This is a genomic window from Micromonospora sp. LOL_023, assembly GCF_048060115.1.
Lineage (GTDB): Bacteria > Actinomycetota > Actinomycetes > Mycobacteriales > Micromonosporaceae > Micromonospora_E.
Genome location: NZ_JBHMIM010000016.1, coordinates 1 through 18,183, shown reverse-complemented (window position 1 = coordinate 18,183; position 18,183 = coordinate 1). Strand labels below are relative to the sequence as shown.

The window sequence follows — 18,183 nt, the reverse complement described above, 5'->3', positions numbered from 1 at the left end:
GTCCGAGCGGGTCAGCGGCGCGGCGGAGCGCGTGGCCCGGCGACCTGCGATGCCGGACCTGACGCGAGGCCGGCATCGGCGGGACCGGTCCGCTCCTGGGCGGCGCTGTCCGGCGCGTACCCGGTCAGGCTCCGTGTGGCTCGCGTCGCGAAGTCGATCGGGCCGGGGCCGCGAGCATCCGTCGTGTCCTGGCTCAGTGCCGTGCCGGGTCGGGTCGACTCCGTGAGGTCGGCCGGTGCCGTGCCCTGGACGGCCGCCGACGGCGGCAGGGTCACCACATGTGCCGGTGAGGTCGCCCCCCAGGACCGGTACGGCTGATCGGCGGATCCGGCCGACAGAGCCAGGACCGCGATGGCGAGGCAGGTCAGCATCCTGATGGACCGACGGGCCACCCACCACAGTGGTGAAAGGTGTCCCGAGCCGCCCGACATGCTGACAAATGTAACGCGTCGCCCGCCGAGTCGGCGTAGACCGTGACGCAACAGACGAGTGACCGGTGGCACCGAGCCGGGCGCTCCCGTCACCGAGACGGCGCTATCGGCGTGGGGGGCTGTGCGGAGGTGCGGCGATCCGGGCAGTCGGGGGAGGATGGGCCGGTGACGGACGACAAGCAGGATCCAGGTGTGGCCCTGGTCACCGGGGCATCCCGCGGGCTGGGCAGGGTGATCGCCCAGGCCCTGGGGGCCGCCGGCTGGACGGTCGCGGTCAACTACCGCTCGGACGCCGCCGGCGCCTCGGCCGTGGTCGACACCATCCGGTCCGCTGGTGGCACCGCCGCCGCGTTCGGTGCCGATGTCACGCAGGAGGCCGCCGTCGCGGACCTGGTGGCTTCGGTGGCCGAGCGCCTCGGCCCGGTCCGGGCGTTGGTGGCCAACGCGACCGGCCCCCAACCGGAGCGGCGGATCGAGGAGTTGACCTGGCAGGACCACCTCGACCAGCTGACGTTCTTCGTGAAGAGCCCGACCCTGCTGGTGCAGGCGGTGCTACCGGGAATGCGTTCGGCCGGCGGTGGCCGGGTGATCCAGATCGGCACTGACATGTTCGACCGGGGACTGCCAGGCTGGTCGGCGTACGCCGCGGCGAAGGGCGCACAGATCGGCCTCACCCGGGTCTGGGCCCGTGAGCTGGGCCCGTCGAACATCACCGTCAACCTGGTCGCACCGGGTTGGATCCCGGTCGAACGGCACGCTGGCAGCACCGAGGAGTCGCTGCGGTCGTACGCAGCCGAGGTGCCGCTGCGACGCGTCGGCACGCCGACGGACGTCGCGGCGGCCGTTTGCTACCTGGCCTCGCCGGCCGCCGCCTACGTCACCGGGCAACGGATCACCGTCAACGGCGGGCACACCGCCTGACCGTGACCCCGCCGCGCTCAGCTGCGGTCGTCGATGCGGGCCTTGACGCCACCGGACTCGGCGAGCATGTGCAGCAGCGCCGACCCGTCGATCAGCTCCAGCGGCTTGCCGGAGGCGAAGTCGAATGCCGCTGGCACATAGCCGGCAGTGGTCACCAGGATGCCGTTCGAGGCGTTCTCGGCCTGTACGACGCCGAACAGGTCGCGGACCGCTGACACGCCGACCGTGGCGCCGCCGCGTCGGGCCAGCACGACGACCTTGCCGCCGAACAGCGGGCGGGGATCGTGCGCCATGCATTCCACCGTGCCGTCGGAGGTTGTGCGGACCTGCCGCATCTCCAGCCCGAGCCGGGTGAACAGGTCGGCGATCAGCTGCTGGAACTGGTCGGCCGCGATGGTCAACAGGTTCGGCCGTTGATCGAGGTCGGCCAGCACGTCGATTTCGTCGGCGAAGCGCTTGTCGACCTGGTCGAAGTCGATCACCGGTGTCACCGGGTCCAGACCGGCCGGGTGATCCGACAGCCGGGCGTGCAACCGGCGCAGACAGGCGGCCGGGTCGACCTTGGCCAGGTTGATCGCCACGAACTCCGCCCGGTTGGTACGCAGGCTGACCAGGCACGGGCGGGCCCGCCGCCCAGTGCCCGGGTCGAGCGTGTCGACGATCCCGTTGAGGGTGACCGTCTCGATCAACCCGGTGCGGTCCGCTTCGTACAGCTCGTGCACGGTCCGTAGGGTGATCTGGGTGATCACGTCGGCGTACCGCTCGACGATGTCGGCGGCCGGGCGACCGACCGCCGTGACCTCGTCGTCGTCGGGCAGGTAGCGGTACTCGTGGACCCGGGGAATGATGCCCACCGTGGGGAGCTGGTACTCGACCACGAGTTGGCGCGATTCCGGCAGATAGGCCAGCCGGTACCGCTGCGGGAAGTCGTCCGGGTAGACGGAGTTGCCCAGCACGAGGCCGAAGTACTCGACGACGGCCTTCGGATCCGCGGCGGCGAAGACGGCGGAGAAGCGGTCGATCGCCGCGTTGTGCGCGGCGACCTTCGCAGCCAACTTCTCGCTCTGCTGGTGGTGGCGTTCCTCGGCGGCGGCAAGTAGCCGCCGGCGTTGCGTCTCGGCTGCCTCGTGCTGCACCTTGGCCTGCTCGAAGGCCTGCTGCGCCTCGGTGACCTGCTGTTGGTGGCGGGCCTCGCCGCCGAACATCTTGCCCAGTCCGGCCGGCGCGGGCGGGGCGAAGTCCTGCCACTGCGGCGGCGACAGGGGAGTAGCGAGCTTCCCGGGATCGAACGGGGGTGGGGTGGTGCTGCGCTTGAGCCGGTTGAGGTCGATGTGGTCGTCGACCGCGAGAGTCTCGGCGAGCAGCTCCTCCAGCTCCTCCAACCGGGAGCGGATGTTGCCGTTCGCCGCCGCCACCTTGGCCAGCCGGGCTTCGGTGAACAGCCGCTTGCGTTGGCGCTCGTCCTCGGCGGCCGCGCGTTCGGCGGCCTGCCTGGCGTGCTCGGCCTCCCAGGCCAGCTGTTGATGCTGGCGGTACGCGAAGGCCTGGGTCCGCTGCTGGGCGTGCACCTGCTGTGCGTGCGCCCGCTGCATTTCCCGCATGCTGCTCATGTGTCGCCCCGATCGTCGCGCCGGCCATCACTGGACGTGCGTCAATCTTGTCCGAACGTCACAGTAGCGTCCAGTGTCCAGCGCTGGTGGCGGCGGTTCGCGCCCCACCACCCCGACCGGTTCGCTACGGGCCCTCGGCGAGGAGGACGGTGATCTGGCCGACCGCCCGGCGCAACCTCCCGCGTCCGGTGGTGCCAACCCGGCCGCGCGCACCCGGCTCACCGGTGCGTCCGAAGCGGTCCGGTTGCCTATCCTTGTGCGTACCTCCGCCGAGCGGGCCGGTGGTGACGGGTAGGGAAGGCGGACGGGGTGGCGGACGACGACATGGCGGCTGGTGGCCGCGACCCGTACCGGTGGCTGGAGGAGGTGCACGGTGAAGCGGCCCTCGATTGGGTCCGTGGACACAACCTCGCCACCGCGGCGACCTGGACCGAAGCTCCGGCCTTCGCCCAGCTACGGGACCAGATACGGCAGGTCCTCGACTCCGTCGACAGGATCCCCGACCCCACCTGGCGCGGCGAGCACCTCTACAACTTCTGGCAGGACGCCGAGCATCCGCGCGGGACGTGGCGGCGGACCACCATCGAGGACTACCGCGCGCCACAGCCCCGCTGGGAGGTCCTGCTCGACCTCGACGCCCTCGCCCGAGCCGAGGACGAGAACTGGGTATGGAAAGGTGCCTACGTGCTACGGCCGGGGTACGAACGCGCCCTGGTCAGCCTCTCCCGGGGCGGATCCGACGCCGCCGTGGTCCGCGAGTTCGACCTGACCACCCGGGAGTTCGTCGCCGACGGCTTCACCGTGGCGGAAGCCAAGAGCTCCGTCTGCTGGATCGACGCCGACCACATCTACGTCGGCAGCGACTTCGGCCCCGGGACCCTCACCACCTCCGGCTACCCCCGTACCGTCCGGAAATGGCGTCGCGGCACCGCGCTCGCCGACGCTGAGGTGGTGTTCGCCGGTGAGGCCGACGACGTCTCCGTCGTCGCGGTGCACGACCCGACCCCCGGCTACCAGCGCGACCTGGTGGTACGGCGTACCGAATTCTTCCGCAACCGCACCTTCCTGCTGCGGCCCGACGGCGAGTGGGAGCTCGTCGACGTACCCGACGACGCCGAGATCGACCTGCACCGGCAGTGGATGCTGATCGAGCTGCGCAACGCCTGGCAGGCCGGTGACGTCACCTATCCCGCCGGGGCTGTGCTGGTCACCCCGCTCGACGAGTTCCTCGCCGGTAAGCGCGAGCTGACCACGGTCTTCGAGCCGACCGAGCGCAGCGCCTACAGCTACCACGCCTGGACCCGTAACCACCTGCTGCTGGTGACCCTCACCGACGTACGCAGCGAGATCACCGTACTGACCCCCGGAGACGACGGCTGGCAGCGGCGGATGCTGCGCGACGCCGGCGGATTCGACCACACCGACGTCGCCGACACCGAGCCGGACCTCGGTGACGAGTTCCTGCTGCACACCGCCGGGTTCACCCGCCCGCCGACACTGCTGCACGGCAGCGTCGACGGCCCGACGCAGCCGGTCAAGACCGGGCCGGCCTTCTTCGACGCCGACCAGATGACCGTCCGGCAGTTCTTCGCCGTCTCCGCCGACGGCACCGAAGTGCCGTACTTCCTGGTCACCCCGGGGGAGACCGCCGATCCCGGACCGGCTGCCGGGCTGACCCTGATGACCGGGTACGGCGGCTTCGAGATTGCCTGGACGCCGGCCTACAGCGGGGTGATCGGCACCGGCTGGCTGGCCCGGGGCGGCAGTTTCGTGGTGGCCAACATCCGGGGCGGCGGCGAGTACGGCCCGCGCTGGCACACCGCCGCGCTGCGGGAGAACCGGCCCCGCGCGTACGAGGACTTCGCCGCCGTCGCCACCGACCTGGTCGCCCGCGGCCTGAGCACCCCGGAGCAGTTGGGCATCTACGGCGGCAGCAACGGCGGGTTGCTGATGGGCGTGATGCTGACCCGCTACCCCGAGCTGTTCGGCGCGGTCGTCGGCCAGGTGCCGCTGCTGGACATGCACCGTTACCACAAGCTGCTCGCCGGAGCTTCCTGGATGGCCGAGTACGGCGACCCCGACGACCCGGCCGACTGGGCGTTCATCCGGGAGTACTCGCCGTACCAGAACATCGCGCGCGGTCGGGCGTACCCGCCGTCGTTGTTTCTGACCTCGACCCGCGACGACCGGGTGCACCCCGGGCATGCGCGCAAGATGGTCGCCCGGCTGCAGGAGTACGGCCACGACGTGACCTACCACGAGAACGTCGAAGGGGGACACTCGGCGGCTGCGGACAACGCCCAGCAGGCGTTCAAGTGGGCGCTGCTGCTGGAGTTCGTCTGGCGTACCCTGACCGACCAGCGCCCGTCCCCGGCCGAAAGCCTGCCGACGACGCGGTGAGGTCCACCTCGCGGCGGGGCCACATCGGGTGGAGGCTGATTGACGCTATGCGGGCCAGCCGACGTCAGCCAGTCTCCAGCCGATGAGTCAGCGACGTTCCTGGATTGCGACCGGCACGTGGCGCTCAGGCCGGCGACAGCGCCGTCCAGCGGCAGCCACAGCGCTGCCGCTTCGTACCAGCGTCGGTGATCGGCTCTGACCGCTGCCTCGGCGTTCAGGCAGACGTCGGAAACAATCGCCGTCGGCACGCTGCTGCCCGATGGGCCGCTCGCCGGTGTCGGTGAAGTGCTCGCTGGCTAGCCCGGGTGCGGGCACTGCTCGACGGCGAGCCGGCCGGCTGATTGCTCAGGTGATGCCGGGTGCCCGGTCGCGGACGGGTAGGAACACCGTGACCACGGCCATGCATGACGCCCAAATGACAAGGATCATGGTGAGCTGGCCGCCGCTGATCCCTCCGTCGAAGAGCACACCGGCGGCGACTCCGACGGCGACTCCGGTGCCGAGCGTCGCGGCGACCGCCCACCGACGCTGGATCCAGCCCCAGAGCAGGACCGTGGTGAGCGCGGCCGTGAGCAGGCCGACCCCGATGGCCGGGAAATGCCCCTCCGGTACGCCGTGGATGATCATCTCCACCCCGCCGATCGGCAGGTGCAGCGGCTCCGTGGCGATACCTTCGAGCAGCTGCCGGGGCTGTTTCCAGACGACGACCGGCAGTAACACGAACAGCACCGTACCGGTGAGGATCGCGCGGCTGGTCGGGACGGGCCGACGGTGGTTGGCCGCGCTCCACTCCGGCGCGTACGGTCGTTTCCGTCGACCCAGCTGTGGCAACGGGATTCGGGCCGGGTCATGCCGATGGGCCAGCCACCACAGTGTGACGGCAACGATGGTGCCGATGATCGCCAGCGACTCCGGACGGTCCTCCATGGGCTGGTTGGCCGGCCAGCGCAGGAGTATCGCGGCGCCACTGACGGCGAAGACCGCTGCCAGCGCCAGTCCCAGCACCCTCCACCGTCGGGCGCAGCGCGACATTTCACTGCCGATCTTGTACCAGTGTTCGTCCCAGGATTCGGTTTCCCGGCTCAGCCGTGCCCAGTTGCCGAATCCTCGTACCCAGCCGACACCGATGAGCACGGCCGCCATCAGCGCGGCGACTCCGGCGAGCCAACCGGGTCGGGTGCCGTCGTCGGCCGACGCGTCGCCGACAGCGGCGTAGCCGAGGAGGAACAGCAGGACGGTGGTCGCGGCGCGGATCGGGTCGGCAGCCAACGGCAGCAGCACGATCAGCGGGCGTCCCGCCAGCAACAGCAGCCGGCTGATGCACGGTAGCCAGCCGCCGCTGACCGGCCAGGCGGCTCGGTAGCAGAGGTGGACGACCCGGCTGACCAGTCCGTACCGGTAGGCGACCGGAAGATCGCTGATGCCCTCGTTGCCGCGGGAGACCCGGTTGGTCAGCTGTTCCCAGTGATCCGTCGCCGGTCGTTGCCGAGGCTGGTCGGATTCGGTCTGACCGGACTCCTTGGCATCGTCGTCCTCCTCCAGCAGGATCTGGTACTGCAGCCAGCACTTCAGGGCGTTCTTGAGACATTCACGCTGGTCCGGTTGGAGCCGACTCGGGCCGGTGGGTTGGGCCGGCAGATCCCCGCTGTGGCCGGTGAGAATCTGGCGCCAGTCCCGACCGGAGACGCCAGGGACGGGCTCCTGCACCCAGCGCCGCCAGGCGCGGTCGAGCTCCGATTTGTCGCAGCAGCCGCAGAGCTTGTCGACGATCATGTCCGTGATGCCGGCTGCGGCGTCCAGCCGCCCCCAGGCCCAGTCGTTCGCGCGCCACGGTCGGCGGAGGAATCCGCCGAAGTTGTGCAGCGTGGTGCCGGCGAGTTTGGCGCGGGAGTTGATGACCGGCTCGGTCGGATCGAGCTGGCCGTTTTTCAGCCACTCGGTCAGCCGCTTTCGGCGTTCGCTGTAGTCGATGTTGCGGAACTTGCCCTGCAGCGGGCTGCGTTGACTGCCGGTGATCTTGTGGTAGTGGATGACCGGCTGTACGCCCGGTATGCCGCCGGCGACCGCGAACAGAGTGTGCAGCTTCTTGATCTCCAGGTTCTTGAGGATGTCGCAGTCATGAATGTCGTAGAACGCGGAATCACACCAGCTGCGCTGGTCGTCGGAGCATACGCCCGGGTTGAAGGGGCGGTGGGCGATGGAGCCGCCCTGCTCGAGTAAACCGCAGCGGAGCTCCTCCGCGATCCGCCAGATGTCATCGAGGGCGTTTGTCCTACCGCCTTCGGTGAGGCTTACCTCTTTGGCCATGTACTTCGTGGGGTAGCGTTCAAGAAGTCGCCGGTTGAAGGAGCGTTCGTCATGTCCGTCGTCGCGTATCGCCCGATCCAGGTCGCCGCCGAGCCCGTGTAGTCCTTTTTGGAGCGCACGGGCGCGCCGGGTGGCAGCTGCCAGGTCAGGATTTTCCAGCGGGCCACCCGGTCCCTGGAAGTCGCGGAGCAGCTCGGCGCCGGCGAGGTCGCGGATATGGTCGGCCACCAGTAGGAGCCGGTACGACTTCCGCTTGGTACGGGAGAGCTGGTCGCATGCTTCGTCGAATTCCTTCGTGTCGTCGTACCGGGAGTTTCTGTTCTTCTCCTCCAGCGCGCGTATCCAGGCGATCATCAGCATGATGGCGCCGTAGGCGGCCTCGATGTCCTGCAATTCGTTGTGCTCGTTGGTGATCTCGCGGGGATCGGTTTCCGGTTCGGCTGTGTGGTATATGTCGGCCAGTTGGCTCCGGATGTGTAGGGCTTCGTATTCGCCGAGCACGTGGTATGGTCCGGACAATGCCGGTCTGCCGATCGAGTATTCTGACGGCTTGGTCAGGATCTCGGCGATCTTCTGCGCGTCGACCGAGAGACGGTATTCGCTGTACTGTTTCGCTGCCGGTGGGAGCGACTGACTGTCCGGTGTGCCCGATCTGTTGCCGGCGACCAGCCGGCAGATCCGACAGTTACATGAATTTCCCGTGCCAAATCGTCGTGACCGGCCCCGCTCGGTCATCGAGACCTGCTGAGTGAGCAGGTGTTGCCGGATCTGGGCTGCCGATCCGATATCGTTGGTACTGCGGATCGCCCCAAGTTCCTCTTCTTCGGTCTCCGCACGCTGTTTTAGGGCGATGGCCCGGAAGAGGACCCGAAGCCAATGCACCGCCCCTTTCTCATCGTGCCGGCTTGCGGCCTTCGCGGATGGCGACGGGTCCGGATCGAGATAGACCAGCCGACGGTCAGTCGGGGACGAGGCCGCTGTCCGACAGATCGCCAGCAACGCCCGGCGGATCGGGATGTTGTCGAAGATGCCGCCGTCAACGACGTGGAACGGTTTCGAGTTCAGATGCAGGCTGGTTTTCTCGGGGCGCAACCCGGAGAAGACCAGCGACATCTCGGGCACCGCGGTCCGGTCGGCGCCGCTGCCGTACTCCAGCTTGTACTGGTGGCCGGCGACTGCGTGGATCGACGCGGGCTCGAACGCTCCCGGGAACGACGAGGTGGCCCGGGCGGCGAGCGCGAGCCGGTCGAGGCGGAACTTGACCGGGTGCGGTGGCTCGTCGCCGGGGTGGTCGGTGGCGTCCGGGCGGTCCTCCGGCCCGGGAAAGTCGGTGACGCCGGTGTCCAGGGGAGCCGTCCGCCGGGTGAAGTGGAACTGAGCCTGCCCCTGTGCCAGGCTGCGTTCCAGGCTCTGATCATGATCGACGAGCAACGTCGCGGACAGATCCACGGTCATGTCGGCGGCCGCGAGTTCACGTCTGCCCCGGTCACGGAGCTTGTAGAGCGCCTGACAGATCCGTCGGTACAGGTACCGGTCCCCGGCCAGCAGCGAGGGGACCCGGCCAGCCGGGCGAGGCTTGCGCAGCATCTGCCACATGTCGGCGTCGTCGAGCCAGAGGTCGCGCACCTCGTCGACGGTTGCTCCGGCGCACTGCGCGACGCCGTAGACGACGGCGTTCAGTCCTCCGGCGCTCGCACCGGCGAGCACGTCGATCTTCACTTCGTTGTAGCGGGCGAGCCGGAGCAGGCTTGCGTAGATCTCGGCTCGATGCTGCTGCGTCGGGCGCTCCGGGGACTTCCCGCGGCGCAGAACGGCCGTCCGCTGCAGCCCCGGCTTGGTGCGCCGCAGCACGTCCAGCTCGGCCACCGCCCCGCCGATCCAGGTGGCGAGGCTGACGCCGCCGCGCATGGCGAGCGCAATTCGTAGCTCGCGCCGGTTGGTCTGCGCCTCGTCGTCCGACATCTCCGCTTCCGGCGGTTGGTCGTCCAGCGTGCTGCGCGGCTCGCACGGGCCGCATTGCTCCTCCGGCATGATCACCTCCGGGCGGTCGCTGGGAGGCAGCCTGATGGTCGCACGAGGTCGGGCCGGTGCGAGCGGAACCAGCAGGAGCTCACCCTGTGACAGCCAGGCGCCGACGGCCCATCACTCCGTGATAGGGCGGGACCGGTATAGCCGTACACATTGAAGTTGCTATTTTTGTCGATAGTGTTCGCACCGGGTACCCAGCAGCGCCTGTCGCTCAGGCGCACCACCTGTCGCCGGGCTCGCCCACGAGGCTGGCCCGGACCCCCCGACGATGAGGACACCTCGACGATGAAGGCACTCCCGCTCCTGTCCCGGCTGCTGCTGGCCACCGGGCTCGCCGCCGCCAGCCTGGCCATGCCCGCCGCTGCCCAGGCCGCACCGGTGTCGAGCACGGCAGACGACATCGGCATCCTGGTGGTCAACGGCCGCCCGGCGACCGAGAACTACTCGTTCCTCGTGTACACGTCCGGTTGCACCGGGTCGCTGATCAAGGCGAACTGGGTGGTCACCGCGAGGCACTGCCCGACTCCGAGTTCGGTGCGGGTCGGCAGCGTCAACCGCAGCAGCGGCGGCACCGTGGTGTCGGTGATCCGGGCGGTGAACCACCCGACGATCGATGTGAAGCTGATGCAACTGGCGAGTTCGGTCAGCTACGCGCCGGCTCCGATCCCGACCACCTCCGGCGCGGTCGGCACCGCGACCCGGATCATCGGCTGGGGTCAGACCTGCGCGCCGCGGGGCTGTGGCTCGGCACCGACGGTCGCGCACGAACTCGACACCTCGATCGTGGCCGACAGCCGCTGCCTGGGAATCAACGGAACGTACGAGATCTGCACCAACAACACCAACGGAAACGCCGGTGCCTGCTACGGCGACTCCGGCGGTCCGCAGGTGCGGATGGTCTCCGGCCGTTGGAACCTGATCGGTGCCACCAGCCGCGCCGGCAACAACAGCTCCGTCTGCGCGACCGCCCCGTCCATCTACGGTGACCTGCCGTCCATCCGTACCTGGATCAACACCCAGGTCGGCGGGCTGCCTGCCTGATTCCTCGCTTGACCCGTGCGCCGCACCGGCGAGTCCGGTGCGGCGCACGTCCATGCCTGACCGTCGGCAACGTATGACTGTCCGCCGTCCTGTCGCCACCGCTTGGGCCGATCGGTGGGTTGCGGTCGTAGCGCTGCCCGCCGACGATTGTGCGCGCGAGTGATTCCGGCCCGCCGGTGGTCGTTGCTGACTTGTCCCCCGGGGCGTACTCGTGGAGTTTCTCACTTCGAACGACATTCGTTCCTCGCAAATTCGCTCCGTCTCCACGCGGTTGCCTGCAGTGTTCAGTGGGTTGTCGGTGGTGGGGAGCCCCGATCGTCCACGGCTAGCTCGTCAAGCCACTGACCTGCGAAAACGAACTTTTCGGATCGGCGTTGAACCCCCCGCATTGACCGAAAGTACGATGTCCTCAGGTTGAGGGATACCCGCCAATTTTCCATCAACGGTGACTCGACCCAGATAAGGGAAGGGTCTGCTTGACAGTCCTGGATTCCCGCTTTTAGCGTTGCCACACGTAAACGTGGTGCGAACTCGTCCCGGCAATGGAAGTGGCGTTTGAAGGCACCCGTTTGACCAGCACCAGCAGTGTACGGCTGCCTCCACCGGACGACGCCTGTCAACCGCGCCGCCCTCGACGAGAAGGAGTAGGTAACCCCCCATGTACAGGTCGACACAACGGCGCAGTTCGACCCCGCGTGGCCGAAGCCAGCGCGGCATCAACGGTCGGAGCAAGCGGGTCATCGCTGTTCTCGGCACGGTCACTGTGTTCGCAGGGATCGTCGCAGTCACCCAGGTCTCCTCGGCGAACGACCAGCTGAGAACATCTTCCGAATGCGTCGCGCCCAGCCCCGGCGCTGCTGCTGAAGGTGGCGTCACCACCACCGTGACCAGGGAGAACGGGCGCGAGGTGCGCCACCACTGGGGCGACGGTCAGACCACGCTGGAGGAATGTGAGAGCGGCACGACCGTGTTCGCCGCTCCGACCATCGCTTGCCCGTCGGTCGAGGACCAGCTGCCGGAGATCCCGGCGGCGGCGCGCACCGAGGTGGCCGACAACCTCCAGTTGCTGCAGTCCCAGATCGACGAGGCCAACAACCGGCTCGCCGACAGCGTCGGCGAGGGCGGGCCGAACTTCATCAACAACGCCATCCTCGACCCGCTGGCCAGCGCGCGGGTCGCCACCCTCGACCGGATCGCGATCGCGATCGGGCGGGTCGCGCCCCGCCCCCGGGACCTGGACGAGCTGGCCACCTGTGACCTGGTCAACCAGCCGACAGGCGACGGTAACGACGACGGCGATGCCGGCAACGACGGTAACGACGACGGCGATGCCGGTAACGACGGTAACGACGACGGCGATGCCGGCAACGACGGTAACGACGACGGCGATGCCGGTAACGACGACGGTAACGACGACGGCGATGCCGGTAACGACGACGGCAACGACGACGGCGACGCCGGCAACGACGACGGCAACAACGGGCTGGAGATCCTGGCCAACAGCTGTGAGAACAGCAACCTGGATGACCACGACGGCTTCCAGATCGGCAACCGCTGCGTCGACACCCAGATGGGTGAGGTCGGCGCCGCCAGCAACAACCCGTCGCTGCTTATCACGGAGTTCCCGGATGAGGTCGACGCCAACGAGCCGTTCACCATCCGGGTCAGCACCCGCAACCTGATCCGTGACCGCTTCCTCCCGGCCGGGCAGGGCGGCTACTACGTCGAGAGCTCGCTGCTGAACGAGCAGGGCCTGACTCGCGGTCACTTCCACACCGCGTGCCGGCTGCTGCCCTCGACCGACGAAGCGCCCGACCCGGCTCCGGCTCCGGAGTTCTTCGTGGCGACCGAGGACGGCGGCGGTGGTGCCCAGCCAGACCAGGTGACGATCCAGGTATCTGGGATGCCGCAGTCCGGCATCGCGCAGTGTTCGGTCTGGGCTGGTGACGGATCGCACCGGGTGCCGATGTCGGAGCGGGCCAACCAGACGCCGGCCTTCGACTCGGTCCGGATCCAGGTCAACTGATCACGCGCTTCGGGTAACCGCAACGACCCAGCCGGTGCAGGGCACGGACTCGATCGAGTCCGTGCCCTGCACCGCATGGTGGGTGGATCAGGACAAGATCGCCAGGTGGAACCCGCGGTCGGCGAGGACGCCGGCGCTGGTATAGGTCTGGATGAAGACGCCGTTGGCGATGCCGGCCCGGCCGACGACGGTGATCTCACCGGGGGCGGACGCGCCGACGCTGCCGGGCAGGCCGATCGTGCCGACGTACGCCGATCCGGTCAGATCGTGGCTGAAGACCACCTGGTAGGTGCCGACGGCGAGACGCAGCGCGGAAACCGCGCCGAATCCACGGACCAGACCCCCGGCGGCGTTGACGACGGCGAAGAACGTCTGCGCGGTCGGCGGCATTCCGGATGTGGTGGCGGGGACAAGGGCGATGCTGGCCCGTTCGCGGTCGGTCTTGGTGGCGGGCGGTTGCTCGATGACGGCGGCGCTGAGCTCCGCACTGGTCGGTTCAGACATGTGCACTCCTCGGGTGCGGCGTGTCGCGGCATGGACGCGAACTGCCGGAAGGGGATCGATGACGTCGCCCGTGGGGCCCCAGCGGATCTGAACGCAACTAAAAGTCTATGAATAAATACGGAGAGTTACCATTGATGAGCCTGTCCAATCGAGGACAGCCTGGTGGTGCTCTCGCCGCCGCCAGGCTGGAGCTCAGGGAAGCTGTGCTCCGGCGTCGGACAGTCGGCGCTCGAGGAGGACAGCTAGAGGAATCGACTCGCCGTCGCGACCGCCTGCGCCGATCACCAGCCGGGGTTGTGCCGGGGTGAGTTGAACGCCGGCCATCCGGGCACGCAGGCTTGGTAGCACAGTCAACAGGTAGAGGTTGCCGTCGGTGCCCACGGCCAGTGAGTGATCCGATTTCAGATACCAGCCGTGCAGGCCGGTCCGGTAGTGACCCCAGCCCCGGTGCGGCCGGGCGACCAGCCGGTGTGCGGCGATCCCCTGCTCGTGCGCCGTGGCGACGAAGCTGGCGATCAGCGCCACGGCTTGCCGGGCTTCGGCCGCGCTGCGCTGCCGCTGATCGGCCGCGTGCGCCGCGATTGCCCGCTTGCGCTGCCGCGCCCAGTCGTCCTGGTCCCGCCGATCCACCGACCCACCGTACTGTCGTCGGCTCACCGGCCTGGCGTCGGCCTCCCGCACCCGGGGCACTGCGGATCGGGCCGGGAACGTGCGGGAAGCGGGGGAGCGGGCCGGGAAGGTGCAGGGGAGCGGGCCGCAACCTTGCGGCCGGTCGGGCAACCCACTGCTACCGGGCTCCTTGACCAAGGCCAAAGCCGGTAGGGGTGACGCCGATGCGATCGGTGCCGCCCCTACCGGCCGGAAATCGAGGTGTGCTGGGCAATGCCTCGGTCACGGCCGCAAGGAAGAGCCGGTCGGTTCGTCCACCTCGACGAACTCGATCCGTCCGTCGACGGAGTCGGTGCCGTCGCGGTGCGCGATGGCGGACCGGGCCATCGCACCGGCCAGCCAACCCAGCGCCACTCCTGCGGCGGCGGCACCGGCGATCCACGCCCATGGCATCGCGGGACGTCGTCCGGCGAGCGCGTCCACGGCGGCCATCGCTCGCTGCCGGGCTTCTCCGGTGGCCGGCCCCACCCGGTGGCCCGCTTCGCTGGCCATGTGCGAGGTGTGCTGGCGGGCCAGGCGGGCCGCGTCGCCAGCGGAACCAACCGCCGAGACCAGCTGGTCCCATGCCTGGTCGGTGATTCGTTGCGGCTTTCTGCGGCGCTCCAACAGGTTGGTCGCGAACATGCTGCTGCTACCTCCTCCGGCGCCGCGACCGCCAGCGGGAGACAGGTCGGGCGGGTGCGACGCGTTGCGATGCGTTGCGTTGCGATGCGTTGTTCTGGGATGCCCAGCCGGCGACCGCCCCAAACGTCGCGCGCCGGTCGGGTGTCGGTTGTGAGGACCTGCCGGGACGCGGTGGCCGGTTGGGGATGTCCGGGACGTGGGGCGCGTAGCGTTCCCGGGGCAGGCGTGGGCAGACAGCCTGTGTTCTGTCGCAATGGGCGGCTAGGGTTGGAGCAACAGCCAGTCATGCTCCCCTGGCTGGTGCGCTCGGCTACCACGCACGTGCGGGATGGCAGGTCGCTTCCGGTATCCGGTGCGTTGCTCGACGCGATGGGGGCTATTATGCGGGATGTCTGATTGTGAGTGATGTCTTAGCCGTCGGGCGCAGATCTGGCCAGTCAAACGCTGGCGGGGACGCGCACAGAGGAATACCCTCGGTCGCGGCCCGCGTACTGACGAGACGCCCTGGTGGGCGAGTGGAGGTGCTCGCGTGAGCCTTTCGATAGTCACATCGACGCTGCCCGGTGCAGTGGTGGAGATCTCGCCGCAGGGTGAGATCGACGTTGATACCGCACACGAGGTGCGTGAGGCGATCCAGGCGGTGCTGACCAAGGGCCAGCCGACCCGGATCCAGCTCAACATGCGGCTCGTGACCTTCATCGACTCGGTCGGCATCAGTGCGATGGTGGCCGGTTTCCAGGCGGCAGAGGTGAGTGGCATCAAGCTCGTCGTCACACAACCGAGTCGTTTCGTGCACCGTCAGTTGTGGGTGACCGGATTGCTGGGGCTGTTCGGCGCACCGGAGCCGTACGTCGGCGATGGCGCCGAGCGCGAGGTCCCGCAGCGCTGAGCTTGGGGTAGCGTCGCGTTGATACTTTTCAGCGAGGCTTGTCGCGAAACTGATCTTGCTGGAAAATATTCCCTCGTGACATGGTTGCGGATGGGTACGACCATTTCGTGGCGCTATGTCCTACTTCGTCCGATCGGTCGAGGTGGCGTGTCCATCGTCTACCAGGCGATTGACGTAGCGAACGCGCGGCCGTGCGCGGTCAAGCTGCTCGCTCCGGCCGCCGCCGGTGACACTCGGGCCCGAGACGGGATCCGCCGCGAGGCGCTGATCGCCCAGCGCCTGCGTCATCCCAGCGTGCCGCGGGTCTTCGACGTCGGCGAGTTGCCACTCGCCGATGGCTACACGTCCTCGTACGTGGTGATGGAGCTGCTGATCGGCCAGCTCCTCACCACCCGGCTGGCCGATGGTCCGTTGCCGTGGCGGGAAGCGGTACGCACCGCCGCCACCGCGGCGGACGTTCTGGCTGTTGCCCATCGTCGTGGCGTTGTCCACCGCGACCTCACCACCAGCAACGTGATGTTGACCAGCGGTGGCGCCAAGGTCATCGACTTTGGGTTGGCCACGGTGACCGACAGCTCCGCCGCCGGTTCCCGCCGCCCGCCGGTCCGCTGGTCGACCGCCACCCACCGGCACGAGTTGCCAGCTCATCCGCTTGGCGGTGCCGGTCGACCCGGCGATGATGTCTACGCTCTCGGGGTGCTGCTCTACACGATGGTGACCGGGCGGTCGCCGTACCTCAGCGCCACTGCGGGGTCGCCGGCACCGGGCCTGCGTTTCAGCGCGCTGGCACCCACTCCGGTGCTGGTCGTCGCCGGGCTGCCCCGATTCGTCGCGGATCTCTGCCGTGCGTGCATGAGTAAACAACCGGGGGACAGGCCGACCAGCAGCGAGGCCGCGTTCGCCCTCTGGGAGCTCGTCGACCGCCCGAGCGATCATCCGGTCAAGGCCGTCGCAGGCTGACCGGGACAGATGAGGCATCTTCCCCCAACCGTCGCGTCGGGAAAGGGCCTCATCTGTCGTCGGTCCAGATCAGCCGAGCTGGAACGGCACCCGGACCGTCGACTGCCCGGCCGCTGCCGTGGCCGCGTCCACCCGAACGGTCGTGGGGGCGTTGCCGATCGCGTTCCACAGCTCCAGCCGGACACAGCCGTTGCTCATCGCCCGGAACTCACCGGAGGAGGAGCGCAGGCCGGCGGTCTGCCGGTACGACTCAGTGCCCGACACCGGGTCGGTGGCGAAGTAGTGGTAAGTCTGCGACCTGCTGTAGGTGCCGGTGCCGGCGAAGTCGTACGACACCCGTGCCTGGATGCCGGCGCCGACCGCGGTCCCCGCGTCCACCTGAAGGCTGAACGTGGTGGCCGTCGACCGGTAGGACCCGGTCAACCCGCAGGCCCGGAAGGTGACCGGGTTGTGTGGCGTACCGTCGTAGTTGGCCCCGCCCGCGGACGGCAGCGTCACGGTCGTCGCGGCCGACCCGGTGGTGTTGGTCAGGGTGCCGTCGGATCGCAGGTGGAACAGATCCGAGGTCGCCGGTGGGTTGGTCGGGTCCGGGGTCGGTGGTGGTGGTGTGCCGGTGGGGGAGACGCTCGGTGACGGCGTCGGGCTGGTGATCGGACCACCACCAGCGTTGCCGCCACTCCAGGTGTACGCCCCGGCGGTGGCCGTCCGTCCGGCCGGCACCGTCAGCCGGGTCCCGTCGGAGAAGGTGACCGTCACCGGTGCCGCGGTGATGTTGGCCGCGACGTAGGTGCGGGCTCCGTTGCGGTTGAACACCGAGTACAGCGGGGTGTCCGCGGTGACCCCGGTGTCGACCCTGCCGAGCGCGGCCAGGTTGCGGACCCAGTGGAAGGTGTGTGCCCGGCTCTCGCCCTCCTCGACGGGATAGTTCGGGTTGGCCCGCAGATTGGCCAGGGCGGCGTCGCCGTCGCCGAGCGCCTGGAACGACCAGAGGATGTCCTGCCAGACGGTCGGCGGGCCGCCGTTGTTGGTGACCAGCGCGTTCCAGTTGGTCGCGACGTACTCCGGCCGGTAGCCGAGGTAGAGCGAGCCGCCGGTGATCGGCAGCATGTTGATGCCCTGGATCATCTCCGGGTCGGCGCTGAACCAGGTGGCGTACGCCCCGCCGTCGCCCCAGACCATGCCCACCGAGCGGTGCCCGAACGCTGCCGGGAAGTTGGAGTCGGACGAGTCGAACCAGTACTCCTGGATGGCCGCCGACTGGGTGGTGTAGACGAACAGCCCGGCGTCGCGGATCGCGGTGTTGCCGGTGGCCAACCCCCACTGGATCAGAGCGTAGGCGAAGTTCATTCCCTCCGACGACGACTCCTGGTTGTTGCCGGCGAAGAAGGCGCCGTGTCCGGCCGCCCAGTCGTGCCCGGCGTAGATGTCGAAGTCACGCAGGAACGGGAACATCGCGTCGTTGCGGTCCCAACTGTTCGCGTCACGGATGAGCAGGTTGACCATGCCCCCGTACTGGCTGGACGACGCCCACGTCGGGTCGAACTTGGCCAGGGTGGCGGCGGCGGCGATGTAGTAGCCGTAGTGGAAATGGTGGTCGTTGAGGTCGGTGTCGGAGCCGTACGAGGCCGGGTAGCCGACCAGGGTGCCCCATGCCTGGTCGTAGAAGAAGACCCGTTCGGCCTTGCCGGGGCTGGCGGTGAACCAGGGTCATTGCGTAGTCGAGTAGCTGCTGGTCACGGTGGTGATGAGGTCGTGTGGGCGGCGGTTGGCGCG

General features: G+C 68.7%; 13 protein-coding genes and 1 pseudogene. 7 read left to right on the top strand and 7 right to left on the bottom strand.

Features of this window, described 5'->3' with window-relative positions:
- Positions 1-11: 11 nt before the first annotated feature.
- Positions 12-431, bottom strand: coding sequence for a hypothetical protein (locus ACFHVL_RS11070; RefSeq protein ID WP_416627509.1), 420 nt, complete (start codon positions 429-431; stop codon positions 12-14).
- A 165-nt stretch (positions 432-596) separates the two neighbouring features.
- On the opposite strand from ACFHVL_RS11070, the gene ACFHVL_RS11065 reads away from it, so the two are divergent.
- On the top strand, positions 597-1,352 hold the full coding sequence (locus ACFHVL_RS11065; RefSeq protein WP_416627507.1) for an SDR family oxidoreductase: 756 nt from the start codon (positions 597-599) through the stop codon (positions 1,350-1,352).
- Between the two features lie 17 nt (positions 1,353-1,369).
- Here ACFHVL_RS11065 and ACFHVL_RS11060 read toward each other — a convergent pair whose 3' ends face one another.
- A complete protein-coding gene (locus ACFHVL_RS11060; RefSeq protein WP_416627505.1) occupies positions 1,370-2,962 on the bottom strand; it encodes a restriction endonuclease in 1,593 nt (530 codons plus the stop codon).
- A gap of 73 nt (positions 2,963-3,035) precedes the next feature.
- On the opposite strand from ACFHVL_RS11060, the gene ACFHVL_RS11055 reads away from it, so the two are divergent.
- The gene (locus ACFHVL_RS11055) at positions 3,036-3,257 is read left to right on the top strand and encodes a hypothetical protein (RefSeq protein ID WP_416627503.1); all 222 of its coding nucleotides are present in this window, start codon (positions 3,036-3,038) and stop codon (positions 3,255-3,257) included.
- 14 nt (positions 3,258-3,271) lie between these two features.
- Entirely contained in the window at positions 3,272-5,362 is a 2,091-nt protein-coding gene (locus tag ACFHVL_RS11050; protein ID WP_416627501.1) for a prolyl oligopeptidase family serine peptidase, read from the top strand.
- Between the two features lie 345 nt (positions 5,363-5,707).
- On the opposite strand, the gene ACFHVL_RS11045 is transcribed toward ACFHVL_RS11050, so the two are convergent.
- Positions 5,708-9,700 carry a patatin-like protein gene (locus tag ACFHVL_RS11045; protein WP_416627500.1) on the bottom strand — a complete coding sequence of 1,331 codons (3,993 nt, stop codon included), beginning with the start codon at positions 9,698-9,700 and terminating at the stop codon, positions 5,708-5,710.
- Positions 9,701-9,982: 282 nt separating this feature from the next.
- On the opposite strand from ACFHVL_RS11045, the gene ACFHVL_RS11040 reads away from it, so the two are divergent.
- Positions 9,983-10,738 (top strand): S1 family peptidase, encoded by a 756-nt coding sequence (locus ACFHVL_RS11040; RefSeq protein ID WP_416627499.1) that lies wholly within the window; start codon positions 9,983-9,985, stop codon positions 10,736-10,738.
- Between the two features lie 658 nt (positions 10,739-11,396).
- Positions 11,397-12,764 carry a hypothetical protein gene (locus ACFHVL_RS11035; RefSeq protein ID WP_416627497.1) on the top strand — a complete coding sequence of 456 codons (1,368 nt, stop codon included), beginning with the start codon at positions 11,397-11,399 and terminating at the stop codon, positions 12,762-12,764.
- Positions 12,765-12,851: 87 nt separating this feature from the next.
- On the opposite strand, the gene ACFHVL_RS11030 is transcribed toward ACFHVL_RS11035, so the two are convergent.
- The 3 genes from ACFHVL_RS11030 to ACFHVL_RS11020 form a co-directional block, all read right to left on the bottom strand.
- On the bottom strand, positions 12,852-13,268 hold the full coding sequence (locus tag ACFHVL_RS11030) for a hypothetical protein (RefSeq protein WP_416627495.1): 417 nt from the start codon (positions 13,266-13,268) through the stop codon (positions 12,852-12,854).
- A gap of 192 nt (positions 13,269-13,460) precedes the next feature.
- Entirely contained in the window at positions 13,461-13,898 is a 438-nt protein-coding gene (locus ACFHVL_RS11025; RefSeq protein WP_416627494.1) for a hypothetical protein, read from the bottom strand.
- A 261-nt stretch (positions 13,899-14,159) separates the two neighbouring features.
- Positions 14,160-14,561 (bottom strand): hypothetical protein, encoded by a 402-nt coding sequence (locus ACFHVL_RS11020; protein ID WP_416627492.1) that lies wholly within the window; start codon positions 14,559-14,561, stop codon positions 14,160-14,162.
- A gap of 529 nt (positions 14,562-15,090) precedes the next feature.
- On the opposite strand from ACFHVL_RS11020, the gene ACFHVL_RS11015 reads away from it, so the two are divergent.
- Positions 15,091-15,450: an STAS domain-containing protein gene (locus ACFHVL_RS11015; RefSeq protein WP_326552554.1), complete on the top strand. Its 360-nt coding sequence runs from the start codon at positions 15,091-15,093 to the stop codon at positions 15,448-15,450.
- Positions 15,451-15,540: 90 nt separating this feature from the next.
- Positions 15,541-16,410 carry a serine/threonine-protein kinase gene (locus tag ACFHVL_RS11010; RefSeq protein ID WP_416627490.1) on the top strand — a complete coding sequence of 290 codons (870 nt, stop codon included), beginning with the start codon at positions 15,541-15,543 and terminating at the stop codon, positions 16,408-16,410.
- A gap of 69 nt (positions 16,411-16,479) precedes the next feature.
- Here ACFHVL_RS11010 and ACFHVL_RS11005 read toward each other — a convergent pair.
- Positions 16,480-18,081: pseudogene (locus ACFHVL_RS11005) on the bottom strand (glycosyl hydrolase); the annotation flags it as partial.
- Between the last annotated feature and the right edge of the window lie 102 nt (positions 18,082-18,183).